Genomic DNA, 21,693 nt, shown 5'->3' with positions numbered 1-21,693 from the left:
AAAATATTACAATGAAAAAATTAATTTTATCCTTAGTACTTATGGCTGTAACGACAAGTTACAGCCAGGAGTTAAACCTACCGGTATTTACGCAGTATCTTGCCGACAACCCTTTTGTTCTTTCTCCTGCCTATGCAGGTATTGGCGACAATCTTAGAATTAGGGCCAATGGACTTACACAATGGGTTGGTGTCAAAGATGCTCCTCAAAACCAGTCTGTGTATGCAGATTTCAGGATTCTCGATCGTTCGGGAGTTGGTATTTCGATGTATAATGATAAAAATGGATACACCAGACAAACCGGTGCTAAAGTCTCTTTTGCACACCATTTGATCTTAGATTATTATTCTAAACAATATTTATCATTTGGTATTTCATATAACTTCAATACTTTCCGAATTGATGTTAATGAGTTCGATAGTTCGACCGATAGACCGTTGGATGCCTATGTTACAGACGACCGATATACAGCAAACAATAACTTTGATGTCAGTGCCTTATATCGTTTCAAAGATTTTTATGTTAGTTTTAATGCCAATAACCTCTTAAAGAAAAATATCGACAAGTTTGGTGTTACCGGCAAGGATGCCAGCAGAGCACTTGAACCACGATTGTTATCCAATTATCAGGTATATACCGGATATGTATTTAGAGATTCAGAAAACAGTCGAATAGAATACGAACCATCTGTGTACTACCAGTATTTTGCAAATGATAAACGTTCCAGTACCGATTTTAACTTCAAGTACAGACATTACAACCGTTACGAAGACTATTACTGGGTTGGGGTTTCGTATAGATTCCTAAACGATCAGTTTGGAAAACCTTTGGCAGTAGGACCAATGGCCGGATTTATGAAATCTAAGTTCTACTTCGGGTATTCGTATCAGGTGATGTTCAATGATCTTGGAGCTTACAACTCAGGAACGCACATGGTCACTATCGGATTCGATTTCTTAGGATCTATTAGTAGCTGTCCTTGTACACAAAGTCCGGTTCACGATTAATAAAATTTACAGTTGAGGTATACTGCAAACTAATTTTCTGACAAGATCAGGAGTTTTAGTTTGCAGTATGTTTTAACGGTTAGTATATAAATAAGCATTTTTATCTTTTTTAAATATAAATTTGTTTTTTTTCATAATTTACAACGTTTTCGTTTTCATAGACCCGCTATTTTTGTTTTTTTCGAATTTAATACTACTTTAAAAGTTCTATATTTGTTTTTCTTTCAAAATATTAAATAAGTATCAAATGAAAACTTTAAACAATTTCGATTTTAAAAATAAAAAAGCAATAATCCGTGTTGACTTTAATGTGCCGCTGGATGAAAAATTTAATGTAACGGATGCTACGCGTATCGAAGCTGCAAAACCAACTATTGATGCTATTTTGGCACAAGGCGGAAGTGTAATTTTAATGTCGCACTTAGGAAGACCAACTGGTGTTGAAGAGAAATACTCATTAAAACATATTTTAAAGACAGCTTCCGAAATTTTAGGAGTTCCTGTTCAGTTCGCTGAAAACTGTGTTGGAGATGTTGCTCAGACTGCTTCAAAGAATCTTAAAGCGGGAGAAGTACTATTATTGGAAAATTTGCGTTTTCATAAAGAAGAAGAAGCTGGAGATGTGGCTTTTGCGAAAGAATTAGCGTCACTTGGAGACATCTATGTAAATGATGCCTTCGGAACAGCACACAGAGCGCATGCTTCTACGACTATTATTGCCCAATTCTTTCCAACCGAAAAATGTTTTGGAACCTTATTGGCTAAAGAAATAGAAAGCTTAAACAAAGTACTTAAAAACAGTGAAAAACCGGTAACGGCTATCTTAGGTGGATCTAAAGTATCTTCTAAAATTACGGTTATCGAAAATATTTTGGACAAAGTAGATCACATGATCATTGGAGGCGGAATGACTTTTACGTTCGTTAAAGCCCTTGGTGGTAAAATTGGAAAATCTATTTGTGAAGATGATAAACAAGAATTAGCGCTTGAAATCCTAAGATTAGCTAAAGAAAAAGGGGTACAGGTTCACATTCCTGTTGATGTTGTCGCTGCTGATGACTTCTCTAATACGGCGAATACGCAAGTGGTAGATGTTACAGCAATTCCTGATGGATGGCAAGGTCTTGATGCAGGTCCTAAATCTTTAGAAAGCTTCAAAAAAGTAATTTTAGAGTCAAAAACTATTTTATGGAATGGTCCATTAGGTGTTTTTGAAATGGAATCTTTTGCTAAAGGTACAATTGCCCTTGGTGATTATATCGCAGAAGCTACAGAAAACGGAGCTTTCTCTTTAGTTGGAGGAGGTGATTCTGTTGCGGCAGTAAAGCAATTTGGTTTCGAAGATAAAATGAGTTATGTGTCTACAGGTGGTGGTGCTATGCTTGAAATGTTAGAAGGAAAAGTACTTCCGGGAATCGCTGCGATTTTAGATTAAATCGTAGTTTTAACATTTTTTTAGATAGTTTTCAGCTGTAAACCATTTAAGTTTGCAAAATGATGGTGTTATAATGCTTTGAATTATAGCCTATTGAAATAAATGTTCTATGATTGTAAAAAAAATTTCCTTAGCGGTTTCAGCTTTTTTTTCGATCGCTGCTTTTGCACAAGATGTTGCAAATACAGACGCTCCAATTAAGCCTGAAGTAAAAATATCGTATTTAGATTCGGTTAAGAGTACTTTCAAAAAAGATGAACTGGCTACACGTGTAGACAGTCTCTGGATGAATGAATTAGTGAGCCTGGATATATACGACGATTTAACAAAAGACATTCAAACCATCAATTCAGATGTGTCGGTCAATGAAGAATTGCCAACCGAGTTGCTCAAGCAGCGACTGCAGGCCATGAATGGGAAATCGCCTTTTGAAATTGAATACAATCAAGGACTTGAGAATATTATAAAATCGTTCTTAAAAAACAGGAAAAAATCGTTTTCACGATTGATGTCCTTATCAGAATACTATTTTCCAATTTTTGAGGACGCCTTTGCCAAGCAAAATGTCCCGTTGGAAATTAAATATTTAGCCGTTGTAGAATCTGCTTTAAACCCTAAAGCAGTTTCTAAAATGGGTGCCACAGGAATTTGGCAATTCATGTACGGAACCGGAAAGCAATACGCCCTTAAAATCGATTCCTATATTGACGAACGCAGTGATCCTCTAAAAGCAACTGCAGCCTGTTCAGAATACATGACCAAGATGTTTAACATCTTTGGCAATTGGGAACTTGTTTTAGCCTCTTACAATTCAGGACCCGGAAATGTTACTAAAGCAATTCGTCGTTCGGGCGGAAAAACAAAATACTGGGACATTCGCAATCACCTTCCAAAAGAAACACAAGGGTATGTTCCTGCTTTCCTGGCTACCATGTATCTTTTTGAATACCATAAAGAACACGGTATTAATCCACAAAGAGCTGTAGTAAAAAACTTCGAAACCGATACGGTTCAGGTTAAGTCGCAAATGTCATTCAAACAAATAGCTGATTTGTTAGATATGCCACAAGCACAGATTCAACTTTTAAATCCTTCATACAAATTAAATATAGTACCGTTTTATCAAAACGAAGCGCATTATCTGCGTTTACCAAAAGATAAAGTAGCAACTTTTGTTTCAAATGAGGATAAAATTTACGCATACGTAAAACACGATTCTGAATTTAAAGGTCTTCCTACCCAACTAGCTATGAAGGTTGCGCCTAAAGCGAAAGCGAAAGTAAAAGTCGATGCGAAAGTAGAAAAAGACATACAAGATATCCAATTTTATAAAGTTCGTAAAGGAGACAATCTAGGTTCAATTGCAAGTAAATATGATGTTTCGATTCCGGAATTAAAAAAATGGAACAATATCAAAACGAACACGGTAGCTTACGGTAAAACGTTAAAAATCAAAGCAAATGATCCGATAGCTAAAAATTCGAAAGAGCTAAAAACTCCGGATTTGGATAGAAAAGCGAATGAAGAAGCTATTGCAGCTGCAGATCATAAAGAAAAAGCAACGGAGCAGTCTCAGGAGTATATTGTGGCAAGCGGAGATAATTTAGGTAGTATTGCTAAAAAATTCGGTACGACTATTGCTGACTTAAAAGAACTAAATAGTCTGACTTCAAATAATATTGTTTTAGGAAAAACTTTGGTAGTTTCTAAAAACACAGCTGTTATTGAAGAGGTTACTGTAGAAACGAAAGCAATTGCTTCAAATTCTGTTGATTCGTTCAAAAAGAAAACAGTATCAAAAGACTTAGGTAAAGACTATTACGTTAAAAAGGGAGATTCATTGTATAGCATTTCTAAAAAGTATCCTGGAGTAACAATTTCAGATATTAAAAAGTGGAATGGAATTAAAGATGATGATTTAAAACCGGGAATGAAACTTAAAATAAACGGATAATAAAAAATCTTAACTAAATTTGGGTTTTATTTCATAAATTAAAAAAATGAATAAAACCCATTTTTTATTGCTTTTACTTTCGTGTTTGTTCGTTTCTTGTTTTAAAAACGACAAACATCCTGAGCCTGTATCAGGCAAAACAAACACCATTTCTGTTATCATCGATGATCAGTTGTGGTATGGCGAAGTGGGCGACAGCGTCAGAAATAAATTTGCCTCTCCGGTTCTTGGTCTTACACAGGAAGAACCTTTGTTTACGATTAATCAATATCCTGCCAAACTTCTTGAAGGCTTCGTTACCGACAGCCGAAGTATTATTGTCATAAAAAAAGGCACGATCGATAAGTTCGAGATAAAACACAATCCCCATTCTTTACCGCACAACACCTTTCGGATTTATGCAAAATCGGTCGATGACATCATTTGCAGCATCGAATTAAATTCGGCTGAAATGATCAAAATGATTCGCGATGCCGAAATTCAGAAAATTCAGGAAGATAATAGCAAATCACTTTTGCATCCGACTATTATAAAGAATAAATTCCATATCGATTTGCAAATTCCCAGCGGATACGAATACATGTTGCATAAAAAGAATTTTATCTGGCTAAAGAAGGAGATCATTAGTGGCAGTACAAGTTTGCTGATCTATCAAGTTCCCTTAAAAAAACTTAAACGAGGGTCTAATGTTGTAGAGGATATCGTGAAAATGAGAGATTCTGTTGGCCGATATATAAAAGGACGGGAAACCAATACACAAATGATAACGGGTGAAGCCTATGCACCCTATTTTTTAGTGACGGAATTAAACGGAAAGAAGACTTTTGAGACCAAAGGAACCTGGGAACTAAAAAATGATTTCATGACCGGCCCTTTTATCAATTATGCTATTATTGACGAGGCATACAATAGAATTTTGGTTATTGAAGGATTTTGTTATTCCCCATCCGATGAAGAACGTGATTTAATGCTGGATCTTGAAGCGATCATAAAATCAGTTAAAGTAGATAAAAGATAGCTTCTGTTTTTTCGTTACTTTTGTTTAATAAACTTTAAATGAGATAATTATGAAAAGAATTTATGTGATAGTATCGATGTCCGTATTTTGTTTTTCTTCTTGTAAAAAGGATGGGAAAACCGAAGCCGATAATGCTAAAGTTGCGGACAGTATAAAAACAGAAGAAGCAATTGCAGAACGACCTCTCGATTCTGCGGCACAAGAAAAAGCATGGATTGCTTACGGAACCCCCGGAACTCCACACAAAATGATGGCTGACGAAAATGGTACCTGGAAGTGTGACATGACTTTTTGGATGGAACCGAACGGCAAACCTCAAAAAGCCAGTTCTACAGCAGTCATTAAAATGATACTTGGCGGTCGTTATCAGGAATCTAGTTACAAAGGAATGATGATGGGACAATCCTTTGAGGGTAAAAGCACCTTAGCCTACAATAATGCCAGTAAAGAATACACTACAACTTTCATTGATAACATGGGAACCGGTATGTTGGTAGCCATAGGCAAGTACGATGAAAAAAGTAAAAGTATAGAATTTAAAGGCGACATGATAAACCCATTAAACGGCAAAAAAACACCGTACAGAGAATTATACACTTTCGTAGACGCCACGACTCGTAAAATGGAAATGTTTGAAGTCAAAAAAGGGGAGGAATTCAAGAGTATGGAAATCCTGATGAAGAAACAGTAACCCTATTTCTACAAGGCAAAAAAGTGGCCGTCTCAAATTATTGGGACGGCCACTTTTTTTAAACCTTGTGATCCTTGCGCAAAGTTTTTCAGATCAAGCTTTGCGAACTTCGCGTTTTTTACAAAGCCCCACATATCAAAAAAAACCTTGCGATCCTTGCGGTTGAAAACAAGTTCTCACAAAATAACAATCAATTTCTACTTCATACTACTGTCACCCTGAGCGAAGTCGAAGGCTAGTTAAATAAAAAGGAGGGCTTCGACTTCGCTCAGCCTGACATACGGGGAAAAAAAACTTAGCGAAACTTGCGTAACCTCTTTGCGCCCCTTGCGGTTAAATCAGTCTTAAGATATTTTTACCACACTTTGTAAGAGTTTCGTACATTTGAAGTTACATGTAACTACCTAACGTTTAACCTATGAGAACACTTCGAAGTAAATATTTAAGCAACATCCCAATTAGCGAGGATAACTATAAAGTTGATTTTATAATTTTAGAGAAGTATCAAAGTTTTTCGTCAGAGATATTGAGGCTTTCATTACTTGGTTTAACGATATATGGATTTTTAATTACCAATGTATTATTTAAAGTTACAGATGATGGAAAGAAAAATATATTTATTGATCCATTTTCCGAAAATAAAATACTTCTGTTTCTTGGCGCATTAACATTAATAGTTGCAGCACTCGTAGCATTAATTCACCGTTACTTTTCGACCCATTGTATGACTCATTTTATAAGGGGTTTTCGTATGCGACAAAAATTGTCTGAAATGGAAGAGAAAGTAATAAATAACAGACCCGAACTTATCCGACTTGGAGAATCTATAAAAAGGGAAGGATTAAGCTTTGAGAAAGATTTAAATTATTGTGGATTGTTGTTGTTTGCTTCCTGCTTTTTTTTAATTGCGGGTATTTTATTAATCATAATTGCATTAGCAAGCTCGTTTAATAGTCTGTTGGCATAAGGACAACTATAGTTTGAAACCCGAGAACTTTTCGCAGGGCTATTCAAGGATATGAACTTTGTCTACACCTTCAGATATTAATTCAAGCAATTTGCAATTAACATTTTCAAGCAGATGAGCTTCGCCTATTGAGTGTCGTTCGGTTTGTTAGCCTCCCCAATAAAACAATCCGCAAAATCTGCAAGATCTGCGAGCAAAAAAACTTTGCAACCCATACATTTTGATTCTTTAATGATCGTATTCAGCTTTTATCATTGAAGTAATAAGACTCCTTCGTCGAAAGTGACAAATTAACGATATTGTTTAAATTAGGGGGAGTAGACAAACTAAATTTTAATATTCATTTTTGTTACTGCTCCATAGGTTTTGGGCTTGATATCATTTAACCGTTAAGCGACCCATTAAGTCTGTAAAATTAATTTAGTTCTTTAACACTACTCTAAAGAATAATTTTTCTATGTTTGAAATATAGAAAAGATGGAATCCATTTTTACAATAGTACAAAAACAGAATCAGATGGAAATAAAATGGAAAATAAAGCCCTTTGAGGCATTAACAGCACATGAGGTATATGATTTGCTCAAACTAAGGAGTGAGATCTTTGTAGTCGAGCAAAACTGCGTTTATTTAGATCCTGACGGTAAAGACAAGCTCGCTTTGCACCTAATTGGTGAGTACGATGGAAAAGTAGTCGCTTATTCGCGATTATTTGATGCCGGAATTAGTTTTGACTATGCGTCAATCGGCAGAGTAGTGGTCGATGCCAATTATAGAGATAAGAAATGGGGACACGATTTAATGCGTGAGGCCATTGCAGGCATAAAAGCCAATTTTGGCACCGATAAAATCACGATTGGAGCGCAGTTGTATCTAAAGAAATTCTACGAAAGTCACGGTTTTGTTCCAACTAGTGAAATGTATCTGGAAGATGATATCCCGCATATTGAAATGCAACGGACTTAAGTTAAAATCAAACTTTGGTAATCACAAACTCCACGCGTCGGTCTAAGTTGTCTCCTTTGCCCAGTGGATATTTATTGCCACAACCTTGATACATCATGCGACTTTTGGATATTTTTCGACCCATCAAATAGATAAAAACGGTTTTGGCCCGGTTCCAGGAAAGTCTCCTTTCCTTAGTAACTTTGTCAATTCCGTCGCTATAAATTTCAGGCGTGCAACAGACATGTCCTCGAATTTCGAACTCAAGGGTTTTCTTTTGCTCAAGAATTTTGGCGATTTTGTCTAATTCTTTTTTGGAGTTATTTGTGAGTTTAGAACTTCCTAAATCAAATAGAATATTGTCTAAATAGATTTTATCGCCCACTTTTAAGCGGTTTTTAAACGAAGTATGAATCCCTTTTCCGAACGAGTTCTTTTTTACGGCGATCAAATCGACACGACGGTTTTGCGAACGGGTTTCGTGTAGGTTTTCTACCGTATCGGGTTTGATGATCACCCGGCCTTTTCCTTCAAGGATGATTATTTTACTTTGGTTAAAACCATTTTCTATTAATAATTTCTGAATGGTATTTACACGATTATTAGACAATCGAAAATTGTATTCATCATTTCCGCGATCGTCACAATACCCGTAGATCTGTACCGATTCGATTTTTGAAGTGTCGATGGTTTTTATAAATTTTGTAATAACGTCTGTTTGTCTTTCTGTAAGATCATATTTGTCAAAATCAAAATAAACCGTTTCAACGGGTTTCTTTTGAGCTGACAGGTGGATGAAAATAAAGAAAAGAAACAGTGTTTTACAAAATTTCATTTTTTACATTTTTAAAATCGTTTTATATTCAGTCTGATTGTTTAAAACGTTTACGGCCTTTTTAATTTCTGAATTGTTTTTAATGTAAAATTGATACAAACCTTCCTGATATTGGTACCTTTTGATAAGTTCCTCCTGAATCAGGTTTTTAATTTCTTTCTGGTTTTTATCTAGCAAAGTAGTTTCGCTTTTCTCAAGGGCGTTTAATAATTGTTGGTATTCAGGCGCAATTGTTTCGTCTATTTTTTCGTTTTTGGCTGCAGCCAAAGTATTTTTCAAAGCCACTTCTGTTTCGGTGTCAAAAGTAATTTTGTTGGTTTTTAAATACTGTTTAAAACCGGTGTAATCAGCATCGGTTACAACAGGGATTTTATCACCCAGATTCGGATTTTTATAGTAGTAAGTTGTAGCATAGTCAAAGATACCGTCGTTTTTTAATAACGCAGTAGTGATCGGACTCATTTTGGCCTCGTCTAATTCAATATCCGGTAAAACGCCACCACCATCATATACGATTCTGCCTTTTCGGGTTTTAAAAGCAGTAAAGTTTTTGGAATCCGTTTTTTGTGCCACACCATTTTTGTCTTTATGCGCATAATCCAAAGCCTGTATGCAACGACCGGAAGGGGTGTAATAACGTGAAATAGTCACTTTTAGCTGTGTTCCGTAGGTCAGATCAACAGAACGTTGTACCAGACCTTTTCCAAAACTGCGACTACCGAGAATTACAGCACGATCTAAATCCTGCAAAGCTCCTGAGACAATTTCTGATGCCGAGGCACTTCTCCCGTTTACCAAGATGGCTAACGGAATCTCTGTATCTACAGGGTCTCTTTGTGTTTTGTAAATGTTGTTGTGTTTTTCAATTCTTGATTTTGTAGTCACAATAACCTCATTTTTTGGAACAAACAAATTACAAATATCGATGGCTTCGTTTAGTAAACCTCCGGGATTTCCGCGTAGATCAAGTACAATTTGTTTGGCACCGTCCGCTTTTAATTTTTCTAAAGCCTCTTTGACTTCCGCCGCAGCTTTTCTGCTAAAATGGGCCAAGACGATATAACCGGTTTTATCATCGATTTTTCCGTAAAAGGGCACCGATTTAATATCGACCTCGTCTAAAACCAATTCTGTTGTAAATGGTTTTCCCTGACGCAGGTATTTTATGGTGATTTTAGTGTTTTTTGCTCCTTTTAATAATTGCGAAGCATCATCTTGAAAATCGGCGATTAAGACATCCCCAATCTGGATAATTTCATCTCCCGCTTTTAGTCCGGCTTTGTCAGCTGGATAATTTTTATAAGGTTCACGAACAATCAGACGGTCTTTTTTTCGGGCGATCAGAGCACCAATTCCGGTATACTCACCTGTGTTGTTGATTTTGAAGTTGACAACATCCTGTTCATTAAAATAAACCGTGTACGGATCTAAGCTGCCCAACATGCTTTTAATGGCTTTATCCATCAAATCTCCCGGATTAGTGTCGTCCACATAATTGGTGTTCACCGCTTTGAATAAGGTGGTGAAAATTTCGATTTGTTTGGCTATTTCGAAAAAATCGTCTTTGAAACTGGTTCCGATAAATAAAAACCCGGCCGCAACGACAGGAATGACAAACTTCTTTTTGAAATAAGGATACATGATTATATTTTTTTTCTTTTAAATCTTCTTCTAATGTAATAACCCAACACGCCAAATAATAGTATAAACGGCCAGACACTTATGATCCAGATAAATAAACCGGATAATTCGAAAAAACCGGATTTTATAGCGTTTAGTATTTTTGAACCGTAGGAAACCTTAACGCCTTCTCTTTCGGCTGTTGTTTTATAAAACTCAATATAAAAAGTGCTTTCCGAAACACGACTTTCTAAGTATTTTAATTGCCCTTCTTTTGCTTCAATTTCTTCGCGGATAGCAGAAATCTGTTTTTCTATTTCTAATATCTCACTGATTTTAGTGGCTCTTTGAAGGATCTCGAGATAGCGGCTTTCTAATTTGCGTTTTGTTTTTAATCGCGAATCCAGGTCGATATATTCTGTCGTTACATCGTCACTGGAAATCTGTTTGGTATCAAAATAAGAAACTCCTTTTGAAATGGATTGCAGGAAAGCATCAAAATTCTGACTGGGAACACGAACGGTTATGTTTCTGGATGCCGTACTATATCCTTTTTCTTCTGTATCATTCTGTACAGTTCCTTTGTTGTCTTTTATCGCTTTTTGGATTTGTTCAAAAGTGCTTTCTAAATCACTCGTTTCAAATCGCAAAGTGGCTTGTCGGATTATTTTTTGTGGAATTTCAGGTGGCGGCGGAACTTCTTTGTCATAACTTACATCCGATTCCATTTTTGCGGCAGGCAGTTTTATAGCCGAAATCTTAATGTCGTTATTAACTTCATCTTGTTGTTCCTTTCCACAACCCGCTAAAAACAATACAAAAAAGAATACGTAAAAAATATGTCGCATAAAATTTCAATTTAGAGCTAAAACTACAATTTTTTTAGAATTTTTTATCTAATTTGATAAATTAAGTTGTCTTTCGAATCTTATAACTCAGTTTTGCTCTCAGAATCGTTCGTTTTGTTTAGCTGCAGAAGGAATTTTTCAAACAACTGGATTGTTTTGGTATTAATTTCTTCGTACGATAATCGGTCTTTAGTTTGGTAAAAAAGCATAAAAGAATAGTTTCCTTCCAGATTGTCCCAAAGTAAGTGTTTGTTGAGGCGATAGGTTTCCCTTAAAACACGTTTGAAGTAATTGCGGTCGACGGCCTTTTTGAAGTACTTTTTTGAGACCGAAACGCCAACTTTGATTTTTTCTTCAGCTTCCACTTCTCCAACATGATAAACCAAACGCAACGGGTATTTTGAAACTGATTTTCCTTCAGAAAACAGTAAACCAATTGTTGTTTTGCTTTTTAAACGTTCATTTTTGGGATAGGTAAAGTTCATTTAGTTCAGAAAAAATTTGCAAAATTATCAGGCAAAGGTACAATTAAACCAGAAATACGGTTATTGTTTTTAATTTTAATAGCGCTAAAAATTTATTTATTACTTTTGGCCTTTAATTTTTTCAAGCATGCAAAAGATAATTTCGTATCCCATATCCGTAATTTATTATTTATGTTTTGGATTGTGTCTGGTTGTTTTTCACCCAATTCAATGGATCTGCCTAAACGTTTTTGGTTATCAGGCTCATAAAAAAAGCGTTGATTATTTAAACTTCTTCCTTTTAAGATGTACTAATCTTGCGGGAACAACGTATAAAATAGAGAACAGGGAGATAATTCCTACCGGAGTTCCCTTAATATTTGTGTCGAATCACCAAAGTATGTACGATATCGTGGCAATGATTTGGTACTTTAGACGATTTCATTGTAAATTTGTCAGTAAGAAAGAGTTAGGTAGTGGAATTCCAAGTGTCTCATTCAATTTGCGACATGGAGGATCTGTGCTAATTGACCGTAAAGACCCTAAACAGGCGATCCCGGTAATCAAGGGTCTGTCTGAATATATTGAAAAAAACACGAGATCTGCCGTTATTTTCCCCGAAGGCACAAGAAGCAAAACCGGAAAACCGAAAGAATTTGCCCAAAGTGGATTAAAAATCTTATGTAAATATGCACCATCAGCCTATGTGGTACCGATAAGTATCAACAATTCATGGAAAATGGTACGTTTTGGTTTTTTTCCTGTTGGTTTAGGAAATCACCTTACCTTTACAGCTCATAAAGCGATGGCGGTAAAGGATTATGATTTTGCCGAGTTAATGGCGCTTACAGAAAAGGCAGTTGTAGAAGGAGTAAATGAATATAAATAGATTTTTGCTTGTAGTGTATGCTAAAGCTTAAATCCCAAATCTAAAATAAGTAATGTCTATAAAAAACATTAGATTAGAAGTAATGCAGTTTTTGGAAAAAAACGTGGACAGCTTCGTTGAGCAGTATTTAATTCCAGTGGAAAAAATTTGGCAACCGTCTGATTTTTTGCCTAATTCTGAAGGAGATAACTTCTTTGAAGAGGTAAGAGAATTGCGCGAGATTGCTAAAGAATTGCCATATGATTTCTGGGTAACACTTGTTGGTGATACGATCACAGAAGAAGCTTTACCAACTTACGAATCCTGGTTGATGGATGTAGAGGGAATAAATCAGGTAGAAAATGGTGGAAATGGTTGGTCAAAATGGATCCGTCAATGGACGGGAGAAGAAAACCGCCACGGAGATTTACTAAATAAATACTTGTATTTGTCAGGTCGTGTGAACATGCGTGAAATCGAAATGACCACACAGCATTTAATTAACGACGGTTTTGATATCGGAACGGGATCTGATCCGTATAAAAACTTTGTATACACCAGTTTTCAGGAATTAGCAACGTATGTTTCGCACAATAGAGTAGCTCAAATGGCGAAGAAGTTTGGTGACAATAAGTTGTCTAAAATGTGTAAAATGATTGCGGGTGACGAAATGCGTCATCATCATGCTTACAGCGAATTTGTAACTAGAATTTTCCAGGTTGATCCAAGCGAAATGATGTTGGCGTTTCAATATATGATGAAACAAAAAATCGTTATGCCGGCGCATTTCCTAAGAGAATCAGGTCAAAAGATTAGTTCTGCTTTTGAACAATTTTCAGATTCAGCACAACGTATCGGTGTTTACACAGCAAACGATTATGTAGATATCATGCAAAAACTAATCGATAAATGGGAAATTGATAAGATTTCTAATTTAACAGATGAAGCCGAAAAAGCACGTGATTATTTAATGAAATTACCGGCTCGTATGGCAAGAATCTCGGAGAGATTGGTTATTCCACAGGAGTCACATATCTTCAAATGGGTAGAACCGGCTAGATTGTAATCTTAGATTTTAGATTTTTTGGCGAGGCTTGAATTTCTGATTTTGATTGATTTTTGATATTGCAATTAAGTTGCATTTAATAAAAGCAAATAAATTAATGTTGATTATTGAAGCTAACAAGTCTTTGATAATCAACATTTTTTATAAGGTTAATTTCAGTTAAGATTTAAATGAAAATAAAGGAACTCAAGTAAATCTTTGTACCGATACGAAACATAAATAGAATTCGTTTAACAGTAAAAAGTTATGAATATTACAGACCTAATAAACAAAACGATAGTTTTTGTAAAAGAAAAATTGAACGATGCTGAAGGAGGACACGATTGGTTTCATATCGAGCGTGTGTATAAAAATGCGCTTTTAATTGCTAAAAACACAGCTTGTGATCTTACAGTAGTGCAATTAGGAGCTTTGCTTCATGATATTGCCGACAGTAAATTTCATAACGGAGATGAAACGATTGGACCAAAAACAGCTCGTTTGTTTCTGGAATCAGAAAATGTTTCTGAAGAGCTTATTGTACACGTGATAAAAATCATTGAAAACATCTCTTACAAAGGCGGTAACTTCGAAAAGAAGTTTTCTTCTATAGAGCTAGATATTGTCCAGGATGCGGATCGTTTAGATGCCATTGGTGCCATTGGAGTGGCCAGAGCTTTTAACTACGGAGGCTTTAAAAACAGAGCATTGTATAATCCCGAAATCGCTCCGGTTACAAACATGACCAAAGAGGAGTACAAGAATAACAATGCACCCACAATAAATCATTTCTACGAAAAGCTTTTACTCCTAAAAGACAAAATGAATACCGAAACCGGAAAACAAATCGCCACCGAAAGACATCATTTTATGGAGTTGTTCCTGTCGCAGTTCTATGCTGAGTGGGAAGGGGTTAAGTAGTTTTTTTAGTTTTCGGTCTCAGTCTCAGTCTCAGTTTTCGGTCTCAGTTTTCAGTTTTGGTTTCGATGACCGTCTTTCTGTTTTCATGAGTGAAAGTGAACTTTGCGGAAAAACTTTGTGAACCGTGTCTTTACTGTGTAATTAAAAAATTAACCAAGGCTCGAAAAGATTTTCTTTTGCACGTAGATTTTCTTCGCCAGTTCGCTATCACTCGGATAGCAGATTGCACACATTTTTTATAAAAGGTAAATAAGATCAGCCTAATCTGCTAAAGCTGCGTGCAGAAAAAATAGGGTATAAAAGTAAAAAGGAGTCGTAATGTTATGCTCAAACTTTGCGTTGCTTGCAGTTAAATCTCAAGGGAAATATAGTTGCTAAGTTTAAAATCTCAGAATCTTAGCAACTCAGAACCTCAGAGCCTTTAGAAAAAAATCACCCACACCCGCAATTGTCATCACCACAATCTTTCTTCTTCTTAGATTTCCAGAAGAATTTTTTGATCAGAAAGGCAACCGCGAATCCTAATATGGCGAAGGCAATAATTTCTTGTACCATGGTGCTTTATTTTAAAATTTGGAAAGCAATTAATGCAGCAAAATAAGCCAAAGCACTCATAAGGAATAGCTGCATAGCCGGCCATTTCCACGAATTGGTTTCTTTTTTTGTGATGGCAAGTGTACTGGCACATTGCATCGCAAAGGCATAGAATAACAAGAGTGAAATTCCCGAAGCAAAATTAAAGATCTTTTCACCGGTTTGGGAATTAACTTCTTGTTGCATCTTACTTTTTATAGTGTCTTCGTTTTCACTGTCACCCACACTGTAGATCGTTGCTAAAGTTCCCACAAAAACCTCGCGGGCAGCAAAAGAGCTGATTAGTGCGATTCCTATTTTCCAATCGTAACCCAATGGTGCAATTGCCGGTTCGATGGCTCTTCCCATCAATCCGATATACGAATTCTCTAGTTTTTGAGAGTTTACCTCGTTTTGAAATTCAACCTCATTCAAATGCTTTTCAGCGGTTCTTTCTTTTACGATAGCTTCTGCGTCGTTAAAATTCTTTCCTGGTCCGTAAGACGCCAAAAACCACAAAATAACCGATATGGCTAAAATGATTTTACCTGCACCTACAACAAACGCTTTGGTTTTTTCAACAACATTGATGGCAACATTCTTAAATAGAGGCAATTTATAACTCGGCATTTCGACAACGAAATACGTTTTAGTGTTTAATTTTAGAACTTTATTTAAAATATAGGCCGAAATAATCGCACCCGCAAATCCTAAAACATACAGAAGCATTAGCGTTAAACCTTGAAGATTCAGGATTCCGAATACTCGTTTACTTGGTATTACTAAAGAGATAATAATCGCATAAACCGGTAATCTTGCGGAACAGGTTGTAAATGGTGTTACTAAAATGGTAATGAGACGTTCTTTCCAGTTTTCGATATTACGGGTTGCCATGATCGCCGGAATAGCACAAGCTGTTCCCGATATTAAAGGTACCACACTTTTTCCTGAAAGCCCAAATCTGCGCATGATTTTATCCATCAAAAAGACGACGCGACTCATATAACCGCTTTCTTCTAAAATCGAAATGAATAAAAACAGAAAGGCAATTTGAGGAATAAAAATGATTACGCCGCCTATTCCCGGAATTATTCCTTCAGAGAGTAAGTCTGTTAGAATACCACTTGGTAATGTTTCGGCTGTCCAGGCACTTAATGCCGCAAAACTACCATCAATAAAGTCCATTGGAATGGTAGACCACGAAAAAATAGATTGGAAAATAAGAAATAAAATCCCAAGAAAAATAGCATATCCCCATACTTTGTGGGTCAATACACGATCTAATTTGGCTCTGATGTCTTTTGCCATTGAGGCATCGACTTTCAATCCTTCTTTTAAAACATTATTTATAAATTGATAACGTTTTATGGTTTCCTGCTGCTGCAGACGTTTTAATTCAGAATGTGATTTTGTAAACGTATTGCGAATTTCATGTCGATCTAAATTCGAAAAGTTTACATCCTGGGTAATAACCAGCCACAATTTATATAACAATTGATTCGGGAATGCCTGTTGTAAGCTTTCAAAATAAGCTTTATCCATAACCGATGCATTCAGGCAAGGTTCTGTTGGAAGTGTTTTGTACGAAACAATTAATTCTTTTAATGCATCAATTCCGTGCCCTTTGCGCGAACTAACCAAAGCAATTTTAGTCTTAAGTTGCGCTTCAAGTAGCGGAATGTCAAGCGTAATTCCTTTTGTTTCCATACGATCGGCCATGTTGATGACTAATATCGTTGGAATTTCAAGGTCTTTTATTTGGGTATAAATAAGGAGATTTCGTTTTAAATTCTCTACATCCGTAATAACAATGGCAACATCGGGATATAATTTGTCGTTTTTGTTAAGCAAAAGCTCAATCACAACACTTTCATCCATAGAACTTGCGTTCAGACTATACGTTCCTGGAAGATCCAGTATGTTTGCTTTGATGTTTTGAGACAGTTTGCAGAAACCCATTTTTTTCTCAACGGTAATTCCCGGATAGTTCCCAACGTGTTGGTTTAGTCCGGTAAGTTGATTGAATACTGAAGTTTTTCCTGTATTTGGATTCCCAATAAGGGCAACATTGATATTTTGAACACTCATTACAAATTGGTTTTGATAAGTTCAACTTCAATTTCACGAGCAGTTTCTATGCGAATAGCCACATGAGAACCATTAATGTCCAAGTACAAAGGATCTCCAAAAGGGGCAATCTGAAGTAATTCTACTATGCTGCCCGGCAAACAACCCATTTCTAATAATTTGAGAGGAATAACATCGATATCAAAATCTTTGATAATGGCTTTCTCGCCTTTTTTCAGAGTGTGGATAGTATTTTGCAAGCTTATTTAGATTGAATTTAGATTGCAAAAATAGGTAATTATTCTGTATTTAATGGCGTTTAATGCTTACACAAATGCTAAATGTTTCTAAAAATTGAGAGATTTTACTCTTCGCAAAGGAAATTGATGTCTTCTATCAGACGTTTTACATCTTCTTTATTGGTTCCGTCGTAGAAACCTCTAACGCGGCGTTTTTGATCTACCAAAACAAAATTCTCAGTATGAACCATATCGTATAGTTGATCGGGTCTGCCTAATTTTACTGCCAGATAGGATTTTCTGGCCATGGTGTAAATCTCTTTTTTGTCTCCGGTTACCAAATTCCATTTGCTGTCTACTACACCATGTTTTATGGCGTAAGCCTTTAAAACAGGAATGCTGTCCACTTCAGGAAAAACAGTATGAGACAATAACATCACTTTTGGATTATTCAGAACGGCCTTTTGAACATCGGCCAGATTGGTTGTCATTTTAGGACAGATAGAACCACAAGTTGTAAAGAAAAAATCGGCTACATATACTTTACCTTCATAGTTTTTCTGTGTGATAGTATCTCCGTTTTGGTTTACAAAAGAGAAATCGGCAATGGTGTGGTACTTACTTTTGTATTGAACCGTACTGTCGACCATTTCCGGATTTACATCGGCGGGATTGTAAATCGGTAATGTTTTTTGCGGTTTTAAAGCAGAATAAAACAAAGAAAGAGTTATAACAGAAAATACAGTTAATACGATAAAGAATTTGCGGTATTTGTAAAGTAAGGATTTCATAAACTTGATTTGGCGCAAAAATACAAAAAGCAGTTTTTAAAACCCTTATTCCTTGTTTTTTTAACTTTGGTGATGTACTATTTTATATTATTTTTTTAATTTTCGAATCGATTTGTTTACGAGATACAGTCCTATCAATGTTACGATTACTCCAATTGTAATGGCCTGTGTAAGCATTTCCCCAAAAATAAAGGAGCCTAATAAAATAGCTACAACCGGATTGATATACGCATAAATGCTGCTAACTTCAGTTGGAAGATGTTGCAAAGAATATATAAAAGCAATAAAAGTTAATACAGAACCAATGATTACCAAATAGGCAATCGCCCACCAGGAAGTTGTTGGTATTTGACTGTAAGGGATATTAATTCCGGAAAGCTCTGTTACACTCAAAAGGATAAAACTTGAAATCAGCATTTGTAATCCCAAACTAAAATAGGGATTAAAACTGGCTGCTTTTTTCTTGGTATGTAAAATCCCGAAAGCCCACGTAATGGTTGATGCGACAGACAGAAAGATTCCAAATTGAAAATCCGGTCGCAAAAAATCACCCAAATGATCCATAAAAATAATACAGATTCCCCCAAAACAAATTAAAAGTCCGGTTACGGCCAGTTTTGCTATTCGCTCCCCTTTAAAAAAACAAATCACAACAATCCAAATCGGGAAGATCGCACCGATGATGGCGCCAAGTCCGCTGCTTATGTATTTTACTCCCCAGGTACTTAAACCATTACTGCAAACAAAATTTAAGATGGCCAGGATCAAAATCGTTGTCCATTGTTTGCCTTTGGGCCAAGGTTCTTTTTTATATAAGAAATAACCAACATAGAGTATCCCTCCTAAAAACTGACGAATGGTTGCCAGTTGTAAAGCAGGCATATGTTTTACACCTTCTTTTGAGGCCAGCCAAGTAGTTCCCCAAAAGAAACTTACCCAACATAAGGCGAGAATTGGTAGTCCGATAGCTTCAACTCTACCGGATAATGCGGCTTGTATTCTTGCTTTCACTTTTGTTTGAATTGGTTTGGTAAATATTCCAAAAACAATTTCAAATAGAAGGTAAAAAAGGGAATATATATTCATGAAATTTTTAGCTTATTGTGATGAAATATTTGCATTAAAAAAGCTGTGGCAGATTATTGTTCAATTTTAACATAAAGTTTGAAATAATAACAATATGTTTGTGTTAAACCTTAAATAATAAATTATAATGATTAAACAGCTAAACAAGCCTATGTTTTGTGTTGTTTCTGCAATGTTTACATTTTTAGCTGCGCAGGCTCAGGATGCAAAACCAAAGGAACCGGGTATCAATGTTTCGTACATGAATACCAAAATTAGTCCAAGTGAAGATTTTTTTCGCTACGTAAACGGAAGTTGGTTAGACAAAACGGAAATTCCTAGTGACAGAAATTCATGGGGAAGTTTTAACGAATTGAGACAAAGAACGGATGATAATTCGCTTGCTATATTAAAAGAAGCTTCGAAAGATCCAAAGTACAAATCAAACACAGATCAAGGTAAGGCAATTGCTTTATACAATTCTATTTTAGATACTGTTGGAAGAAACAAACAAGGTATAAAACCGATTGAGCCTATTTTAAAGAAAATTGAGGCTATTAAAAACGTAGCGGATTTACAAAATTTCCTTATCGAAATGGAGCCTCAGGGTGGTGTTGGTTTTTTTGGAGTTGGAGTTAGTGCTGATGCGAAAAACAGTAATGTGAATTCGGTAAGTATGGGTCCAGGACGCTTAGGTTTATCGGATAAAGATTACTACAATGCTGATGATAAAGATTCTAAAGAAAAACGTGCGAAATATGAACTTCATATTGCCAGAATGATGCAGTTTATTGGCGAGTCTCCTGCAAAAGCAAAACAAAGTGCAGCTCAGATTTTAGCTTTAGAAACCGCTATGTCTGCACCAAGATTAGATCGTGTAGAACGCAGAGACCGCAGAAAACAATACAACCCAACTGCTGTTGCGGATTTAAAAAAGACAGTTCCTTCTATTCAATGGGATAAATATTTTGCCGGAATCGGAATGGCAAAAGTTGATACTGTTATTGTAACTCAACCCCGTTACATGGCCGATCTGGAAAAGATTTTTACAGCAAAAAAAGTAGAAGAGTGGAAAGAATACCTAAAATGGTCTGTTCTTAACGGATCAGCTTCTTTGTTATCGACTGATATCGAAAATGCTAATTTTGATTTCTACGGAAAAACATTAACCGGAACGTTAAAACAACGTCCACGTGAAGAAAGAGCTTTGCAGGTAGTTAATAATACTGTTGGAGAAGCGTTAGGGAAATTATATGTTGAAAAATTATTTCCTGCTGAAGCAAAAGTGAAAGCGCAGAAAATGATCCAAAATGTGATTTTGGCATACGAAAACAGAATCAATGCTTTGGCATGGATGTCGGCTGAGACAAAAGTAAAAGCAATTGAAAAATTGAAGAAACTTACCGTTAAAATTGGTTATCCGGACAAATGGAAAGATTATTCGGCTTTGACAATTAAAAATGTTGCTGAAGGAGGAACGTATTTCTCTAACATGCAAACGTTCTCTAAATGGGATTTCAAAGAAGATTTAGCTAAATTGGGCAAACCGGTTGACAAAACAGAATGGGGAATGTCTCCACAAACGGTAAATGCTTATTTTAATCCTTCTTATAACGAAATTGTTTTCCCTGCAGCTATTCTGCAACCTCCATTTTACAACTACCAAGCTGATGAAGCAGTAAATTATGGTGGAATCGGAGCGGTAATTGGTCACGAAATTTCACACGGATTTGATGATTCAGGTGCTCGTTACAACGCTGACGGAAATTTAGTTGACTGGTGGACTGCTGATGACTTGAAACAATTTACAGCACTTGGTGGGGCACTTGCAGCACAATACAGTGCTTTAGAGCCGTTACCTGGAATTCACGTAGATGGTAAATTTACTTTAGGCGAGAATATTGGAGATTTAGGTGGAATAAACGCTGCTTACGATGGATTACAATTGTATTTAAAAGCAAACGGAAATCCTGGTTTAATTGATGGATTTACACCGGAGCAACGTTTCTTTATTTCTTGGGCTACTGTTTGGAGAACAAAATCAAGAGACGAAGCAATCAAAAGTCAGGTGAAAACAGATCCGCACTCTCCTGGAATGTACAGAGCGTATGTGCCAATTCAGAATGTAGATGCTTTTTATGATGCTTTCGGAATTAAGAAAGGGGATAAAATGTATGTTGACCCGGACAAACGAGTTAAAATCTGGTAATCAGAAACTTGACTAGTCCTAAATAATCGATACAGATTATTAGATAAAAATATTTTAATTAAACACCTGCAAAAACGTTTTTGCAGGTGTTTTTTGTTTTATAAGTTCTCATTTCAACTTTACTTTGTTCGTGC

General features: G+C 36.0%; 20 protein-coding genes. 11 read left to right on the top strand and 9 right to left on the bottom strand.

Translation table 11 applies throughout. From position 1 onward, the window contains the following. The first annotated feature begins 11 nt into the window (after window positions 1–11). The 7 genes from ACHRV3_RS14970 to ACHRV3_RS14940 all read left to right on the top strand — a co-directional run bounded on the left by ACHRV3_RS14970 (window position 12) and on the right by ACHRV3_RS14940 (window position 8,035). Window positions 12–1,007 carry a type IX secretion system membrane protein PorP/SprF gene (locus ACHRV3_RS14970; protein ID WP_395426284.1) on the top strand — a complete coding sequence of 332 codons (996 nt, stop codon included), beginning with the start codon at window positions 12–14 and terminating at the stop codon, window positions 1,005–1,007. A 247-nt stretch (window positions 1,008–1,254) separates the two neighbouring features. After that, window positions 1,255–2,442 (top strand): phosphoglycerate kinase, encoded by a 1,188-nt coding sequence (locus ACHRV3_RS14965; protein ID WP_395435247.1) that lies wholly within the window; start codon window positions 1,255–1,257, stop codon window positions 2,440–2,442. A gap of 109 nt (window positions 2,443–2,551) precedes the next feature. Next, window positions 2,552–4,396 carry a LysM peptidoglycan-binding domain-containing protein gene (locus ACHRV3_RS14960; RefSeq protein ID WP_395435246.1) on the top strand — a complete coding sequence of 615 codons (1,845 nt, stop codon included), beginning with the start codon at window positions 2,552–2,554 and terminating at the stop codon, window positions 4,394–4,396. Between the two features lie 46 nt (window positions 4,397–4,442). Next, on the top strand, window positions 4,443–5,414 hold the full coding sequence (locus ACHRV3_RS14955; RefSeq protein WP_230004009.1) for a DUF4837 family protein: 972 nt from the start codon (window positions 4,443–4,445) through the stop codon (window positions 5,412–5,414). A gap of 49 nt (window positions 5,415–5,463) precedes the next feature. Further along, the gene (locus ACHRV3_RS14950; protein ID WP_395435245.1) at window positions 5,464–6,105 is read left to right on the top strand and encodes a DUF1579 domain-containing protein; all 642 of its coding nucleotides are present in this window, start codon (window positions 5,464–5,466) and stop codon (window positions 6,103–6,105) included. Window positions 6,106–6,523: 418 nt separating this feature from the next. Further along, a complete protein-coding gene (locus tag ACHRV3_RS14945) occupies window positions 6,524–7,072 on the top strand; it encodes a hypothetical protein (protein WP_395435244.1) in 549 nt (182 codons plus the stop codon). A 516-nt stretch (window positions 7,073–7,588) separates the two neighbouring features. Further along, complete coding sequence (locus ACHRV3_RS14940; protein ID WP_230005135.1) at window positions 7,589–8,035, top strand: GNAT family N-acetyltransferase; 447 nt, start codon at window positions 7,589–7,591, stop codon at window positions 8,033–8,035. A 7-nt stretch (window positions 8,036–8,042) separates the two neighbouring features. On the opposite strand, the gene ACHRV3_RS14935 is transcribed toward ACHRV3_RS14940, so the two are convergent. From ACHRV3_RS14935 to rnpA, 4 genes are all read right to left on the bottom strand, one after another. After that, window positions 8,043–8,849 (bottom strand): OmpA family protein, encoded by an 807-nt coding sequence (locus ACHRV3_RS14935; RefSeq protein WP_395435243.1) that lies wholly within the window; start codon window positions 8,847–8,849, stop codon window positions 8,043–8,045. 3 nt (window positions 8,850–8,852) lie between these two features. Beyond that, window positions 8,853–10,490 (bottom strand): S41 family peptidase, encoded by a 1,638-nt coding sequence (locus ACHRV3_RS14930; RefSeq protein WP_395435242.1) that lies wholly within the window; start codon window positions 10,488–10,490, stop codon window positions 8,853–8,855. Window positions 10,491–10,492: 2 nt separating this feature from the next. After that, complete coding sequence (locus tag ACHRV3_RS14925; RefSeq protein WP_395435241.1) at window positions 10,493–11,317, bottom strand: DUF4349 domain-containing protein; 825 nt, start codon at window positions 11,315–11,317, stop codon at window positions 10,493–10,495. Between the two features lie 80 nt (window positions 11,318–11,397). Next, window positions 11,398–11,802 (bottom strand): ribonuclease P protein component, encoded by a 405-nt coding sequence (rnpA, locus tag ACHRV3_RS14920; protein WP_395435240.1) that lies wholly within the window; start codon window positions 11,800–11,802, stop codon window positions 11,398–11,400. 127 nt (window positions 11,803–11,929) lie between these two features. Here rnpA and ACHRV3_RS14915 point away from each other — a divergent pair, with 127 nt between their 5' ends. The 3 genes from ACHRV3_RS14915 (at window position 11,930) to ACHRV3_RS14905 (ending at window position 14,615) form a co-directional block, all read left to right on the top strand. Next, window positions 11,930–12,670 carry a 1-acyl-sn-glycerol-3-phosphate acyltransferase gene (locus ACHRV3_RS14915; RefSeq protein ID WP_047776871.1) on the top strand — a complete coding sequence of 247 codons (741 nt, stop codon included), beginning with the start codon at window positions 11,930–11,932 and terminating at the stop codon, window positions 12,668–12,670. 52 nt (window positions 12,671–12,722) lie between these two features. Continuing rightward, the gene (locus ACHRV3_RS14910; RefSeq protein ID WP_047776872.1) at window positions 12,723–13,715 is read left to right on the top strand and encodes an acyl-ACP desaturase; all 993 of its coding nucleotides are present in this window, start codon (window positions 12,723–12,725) and stop codon (window positions 13,713–13,715) included. Window positions 13,716–13,961: 246 nt separating this feature from the next. Next, window positions 13,962–14,615 (top strand): HD domain-containing protein, encoded by a 654-nt coding sequence (locus tag ACHRV3_RS14905; protein WP_395435239.1) that lies wholly within the window; start codon window positions 13,962–13,964, stop codon window positions 14,613–14,615. 432 nt (window positions 14,616–15,047) lie between these two features. On the opposite strand, the gene ACHRV3_RS14900 is transcribed toward ACHRV3_RS14905, so the two are convergent. The 5 genes from ACHRV3_RS14900 to ACHRV3_RS14880 form a co-directional block, all read right to left on the bottom strand. Then, complete coding sequence (locus ACHRV3_RS14900; RefSeq protein WP_230003993.1) at window positions 15,048–15,170, bottom strand: FeoB-associated Cys-rich membrane protein; 123 nt, start codon at window positions 15,168–15,170, stop codon at window positions 15,048–15,050. Window positions 15,171–15,176: 6 nt separating this feature from the next. Further along, window positions 15,177–17,276, bottom strand: a complete 2,100-nt coding sequence (gene feoB, locus ACHRV3_RS14895; protein WP_395435238.1) for a ferrous iron transport protein B — start codon at window positions 17,274–17,276, stop codon at window positions 15,177–15,179. Next, entirely contained in the window at window positions 17,276–17,515 is a 240-nt protein-coding gene (locus tag ACHRV3_RS14890) for a FeoA family protein (RefSeq protein ID WP_047776875.1), read from the bottom strand. Before ACHRV3_RS14890 ends, feoB begins: the two co-directional genes overlap by 1 nt. A 104-nt stretch (window positions 17,516–17,619) precedes the next feature. After that, the gene (locus ACHRV3_RS14885; protein WP_047776876.1) at window positions 17,620–18,285 is read right to left on the bottom strand and encodes an SCO family protein; all 666 of its coding nucleotides are present in this window, start codon (window positions 18,283–18,285) and stop codon (window positions 17,620–17,622) included. An 87-nt stretch (window positions 18,286–18,372) separates the two neighbouring features. Next, window positions 18,373–19,296, bottom strand: a complete 924-nt coding sequence (locus tag ACHRV3_RS14880; RefSeq protein ID WP_047776878.1) for a DMT family transporter — start codon at window positions 19,294–19,296, stop codon at window positions 18,373–18,375. Window positions 19,297–19,498: 202 nt separating this feature from the next. On the opposite strand from ACHRV3_RS14880, the gene ACHRV3_RS14875 reads away from it, so the two are divergent. Beyond that, window positions 19,499–21,559 carry a M13 family metallopeptidase gene (locus tag ACHRV3_RS14875; protein ID WP_395435237.1) on the top strand — a complete coding sequence of 687 codons (2,061 nt, stop codon included), beginning with the start codon at window positions 19,499–19,501 and terminating at the stop codon, window positions 21,557–21,559. Window positions 21,560–21,693 lie beyond the last annotated feature (134 nt).

The sequence above is a fragment of the Flavobacterium sp. FlaQc-49 genome, assembly GCF_044005985.1.
In the GTDB taxonomy this organism is placed as follows: domain Bacteria; phylum Bacteroidota; class Bacteroidia; order Flavobacteriales; family Flavobacteriaceae; genus Flavobacterium; species Flavobacterium cupriresistens.
This window is presented reverse-complemented; position numbering and strand designations above follow the sequence as displayed.

Coding starts and splice junctions, on each gene's coding strand:
- ACHRV3_RS14905 (WP_395435239.1), top strand. CDS start 13,962: ATGAATATTACAGACCTAATAAACAAAACGATAGTTTTTGTAAAAGAA.
- ACHRV3_RS14900 (WP_230003993.1), bottom strand. CDS start 15,170: ATGGTACAAGAAATTATTGCCTTCGCCATATTAGGATTCGCGGTTGCC.
- feoB (WP_395435238.1), bottom strand. CDS start 17,276: ATGAGTGTTCAAAATATCAATGTTGCCCTTATTGGGAATCCAAATACA.
- ACHRV3_RS14910 (WP_047776872.1), top strand. CDS start 12,723: ATGTCTATAAAAAACATTAGATTAGAAGTAATGCAGTTTTTGGAAAAA.
- ACHRV3_RS14875 (WP_395435237.1), top strand. CDS start 19,499: ATGATTAAACAGCTAAACAAGCCTATGTTTTGTGTTGTTTCTGCAATG.
- ACHRV3_RS14965 (WP_395435247.1), top strand. CDS start 1,255: ATGAAAACTTTAAACAATTTCGATTTTAAAAATAAAAAAGCAATAATC.
- ACHRV3_RS14945 (WP_395435244.1), top strand. CDS start 6,524: ATGAGAACACTTCGAAGTAAATATTTAAGCAACATCCCAATTAGCGAG.
- ACHRV3_RS14955 (WP_230004009.1), top strand. CDS start 4,443: ATGAATAAAACCCATTTTTTATTGCTTTTACTTTCGTGTTTGTTCGTT.
- rnpA (WP_395435240.1), bottom strand. CDS start 11,802: ATGAACTTTACCTATCCCAAAAATGAACGTTTAAAAAGCAAAACAACA.
- ACHRV3_RS14940 (WP_230005135.1), top strand. CDS start 7,589: ATGGAAATAAAATGGAAAATAAAGCCCTTTGAGGCATTAACAGCACAT.
- ACHRV3_RS14915 (WP_047776871.1), top strand. CDS start 11,930: ATGCAAAAGATAATTTCGTATCCCATATCCGTAATTTATTATTTATGT.
- ACHRV3_RS14970 (WP_395426284.1), top strand. CDS start 12: ATGAAAAAATTAATTTTATCCTTAGTACTTATGGCTGTAACGACAAGT.
- ACHRV3_RS14935 (WP_395435243.1), bottom strand. CDS start 8,849: ATGAAATTTTGTAAAACACTGTTTCTTTTCTTTATTTTCATCCACCTG.
- ACHRV3_RS14925 (WP_395435241.1), bottom strand. CDS start 11,317: ATGCGACATATTTTTTACGTATTCTTTTTTGTATTGTTTTTAGCGGGT.
- ACHRV3_RS14885 (WP_047776876.1), bottom strand. CDS start 18,285: ATGAAATCCTTACTTTACAAATACCGCAAATTCTTTATCGTATTAACT.
- ACHRV3_RS14930 (WP_395435242.1), bottom strand. CDS start 10,490: ATGTATCCTTATTTCAAAAAGAAGTTTGTCATTCCTGTCGTTGCGGCC.
- ACHRV3_RS14950 (WP_395435245.1), top strand. CDS start 5,464: ATGAAAAGAATTTATGTGATAGTATCGATGTCCGTATTTTGTTTTTCT.
- ACHRV3_RS14960 (WP_395435246.1), top strand. CDS start 2,552: ATGATTGTAAAAAAAATTTCCTTAGCGGTTTCAGCTTTTTTTTCGATC.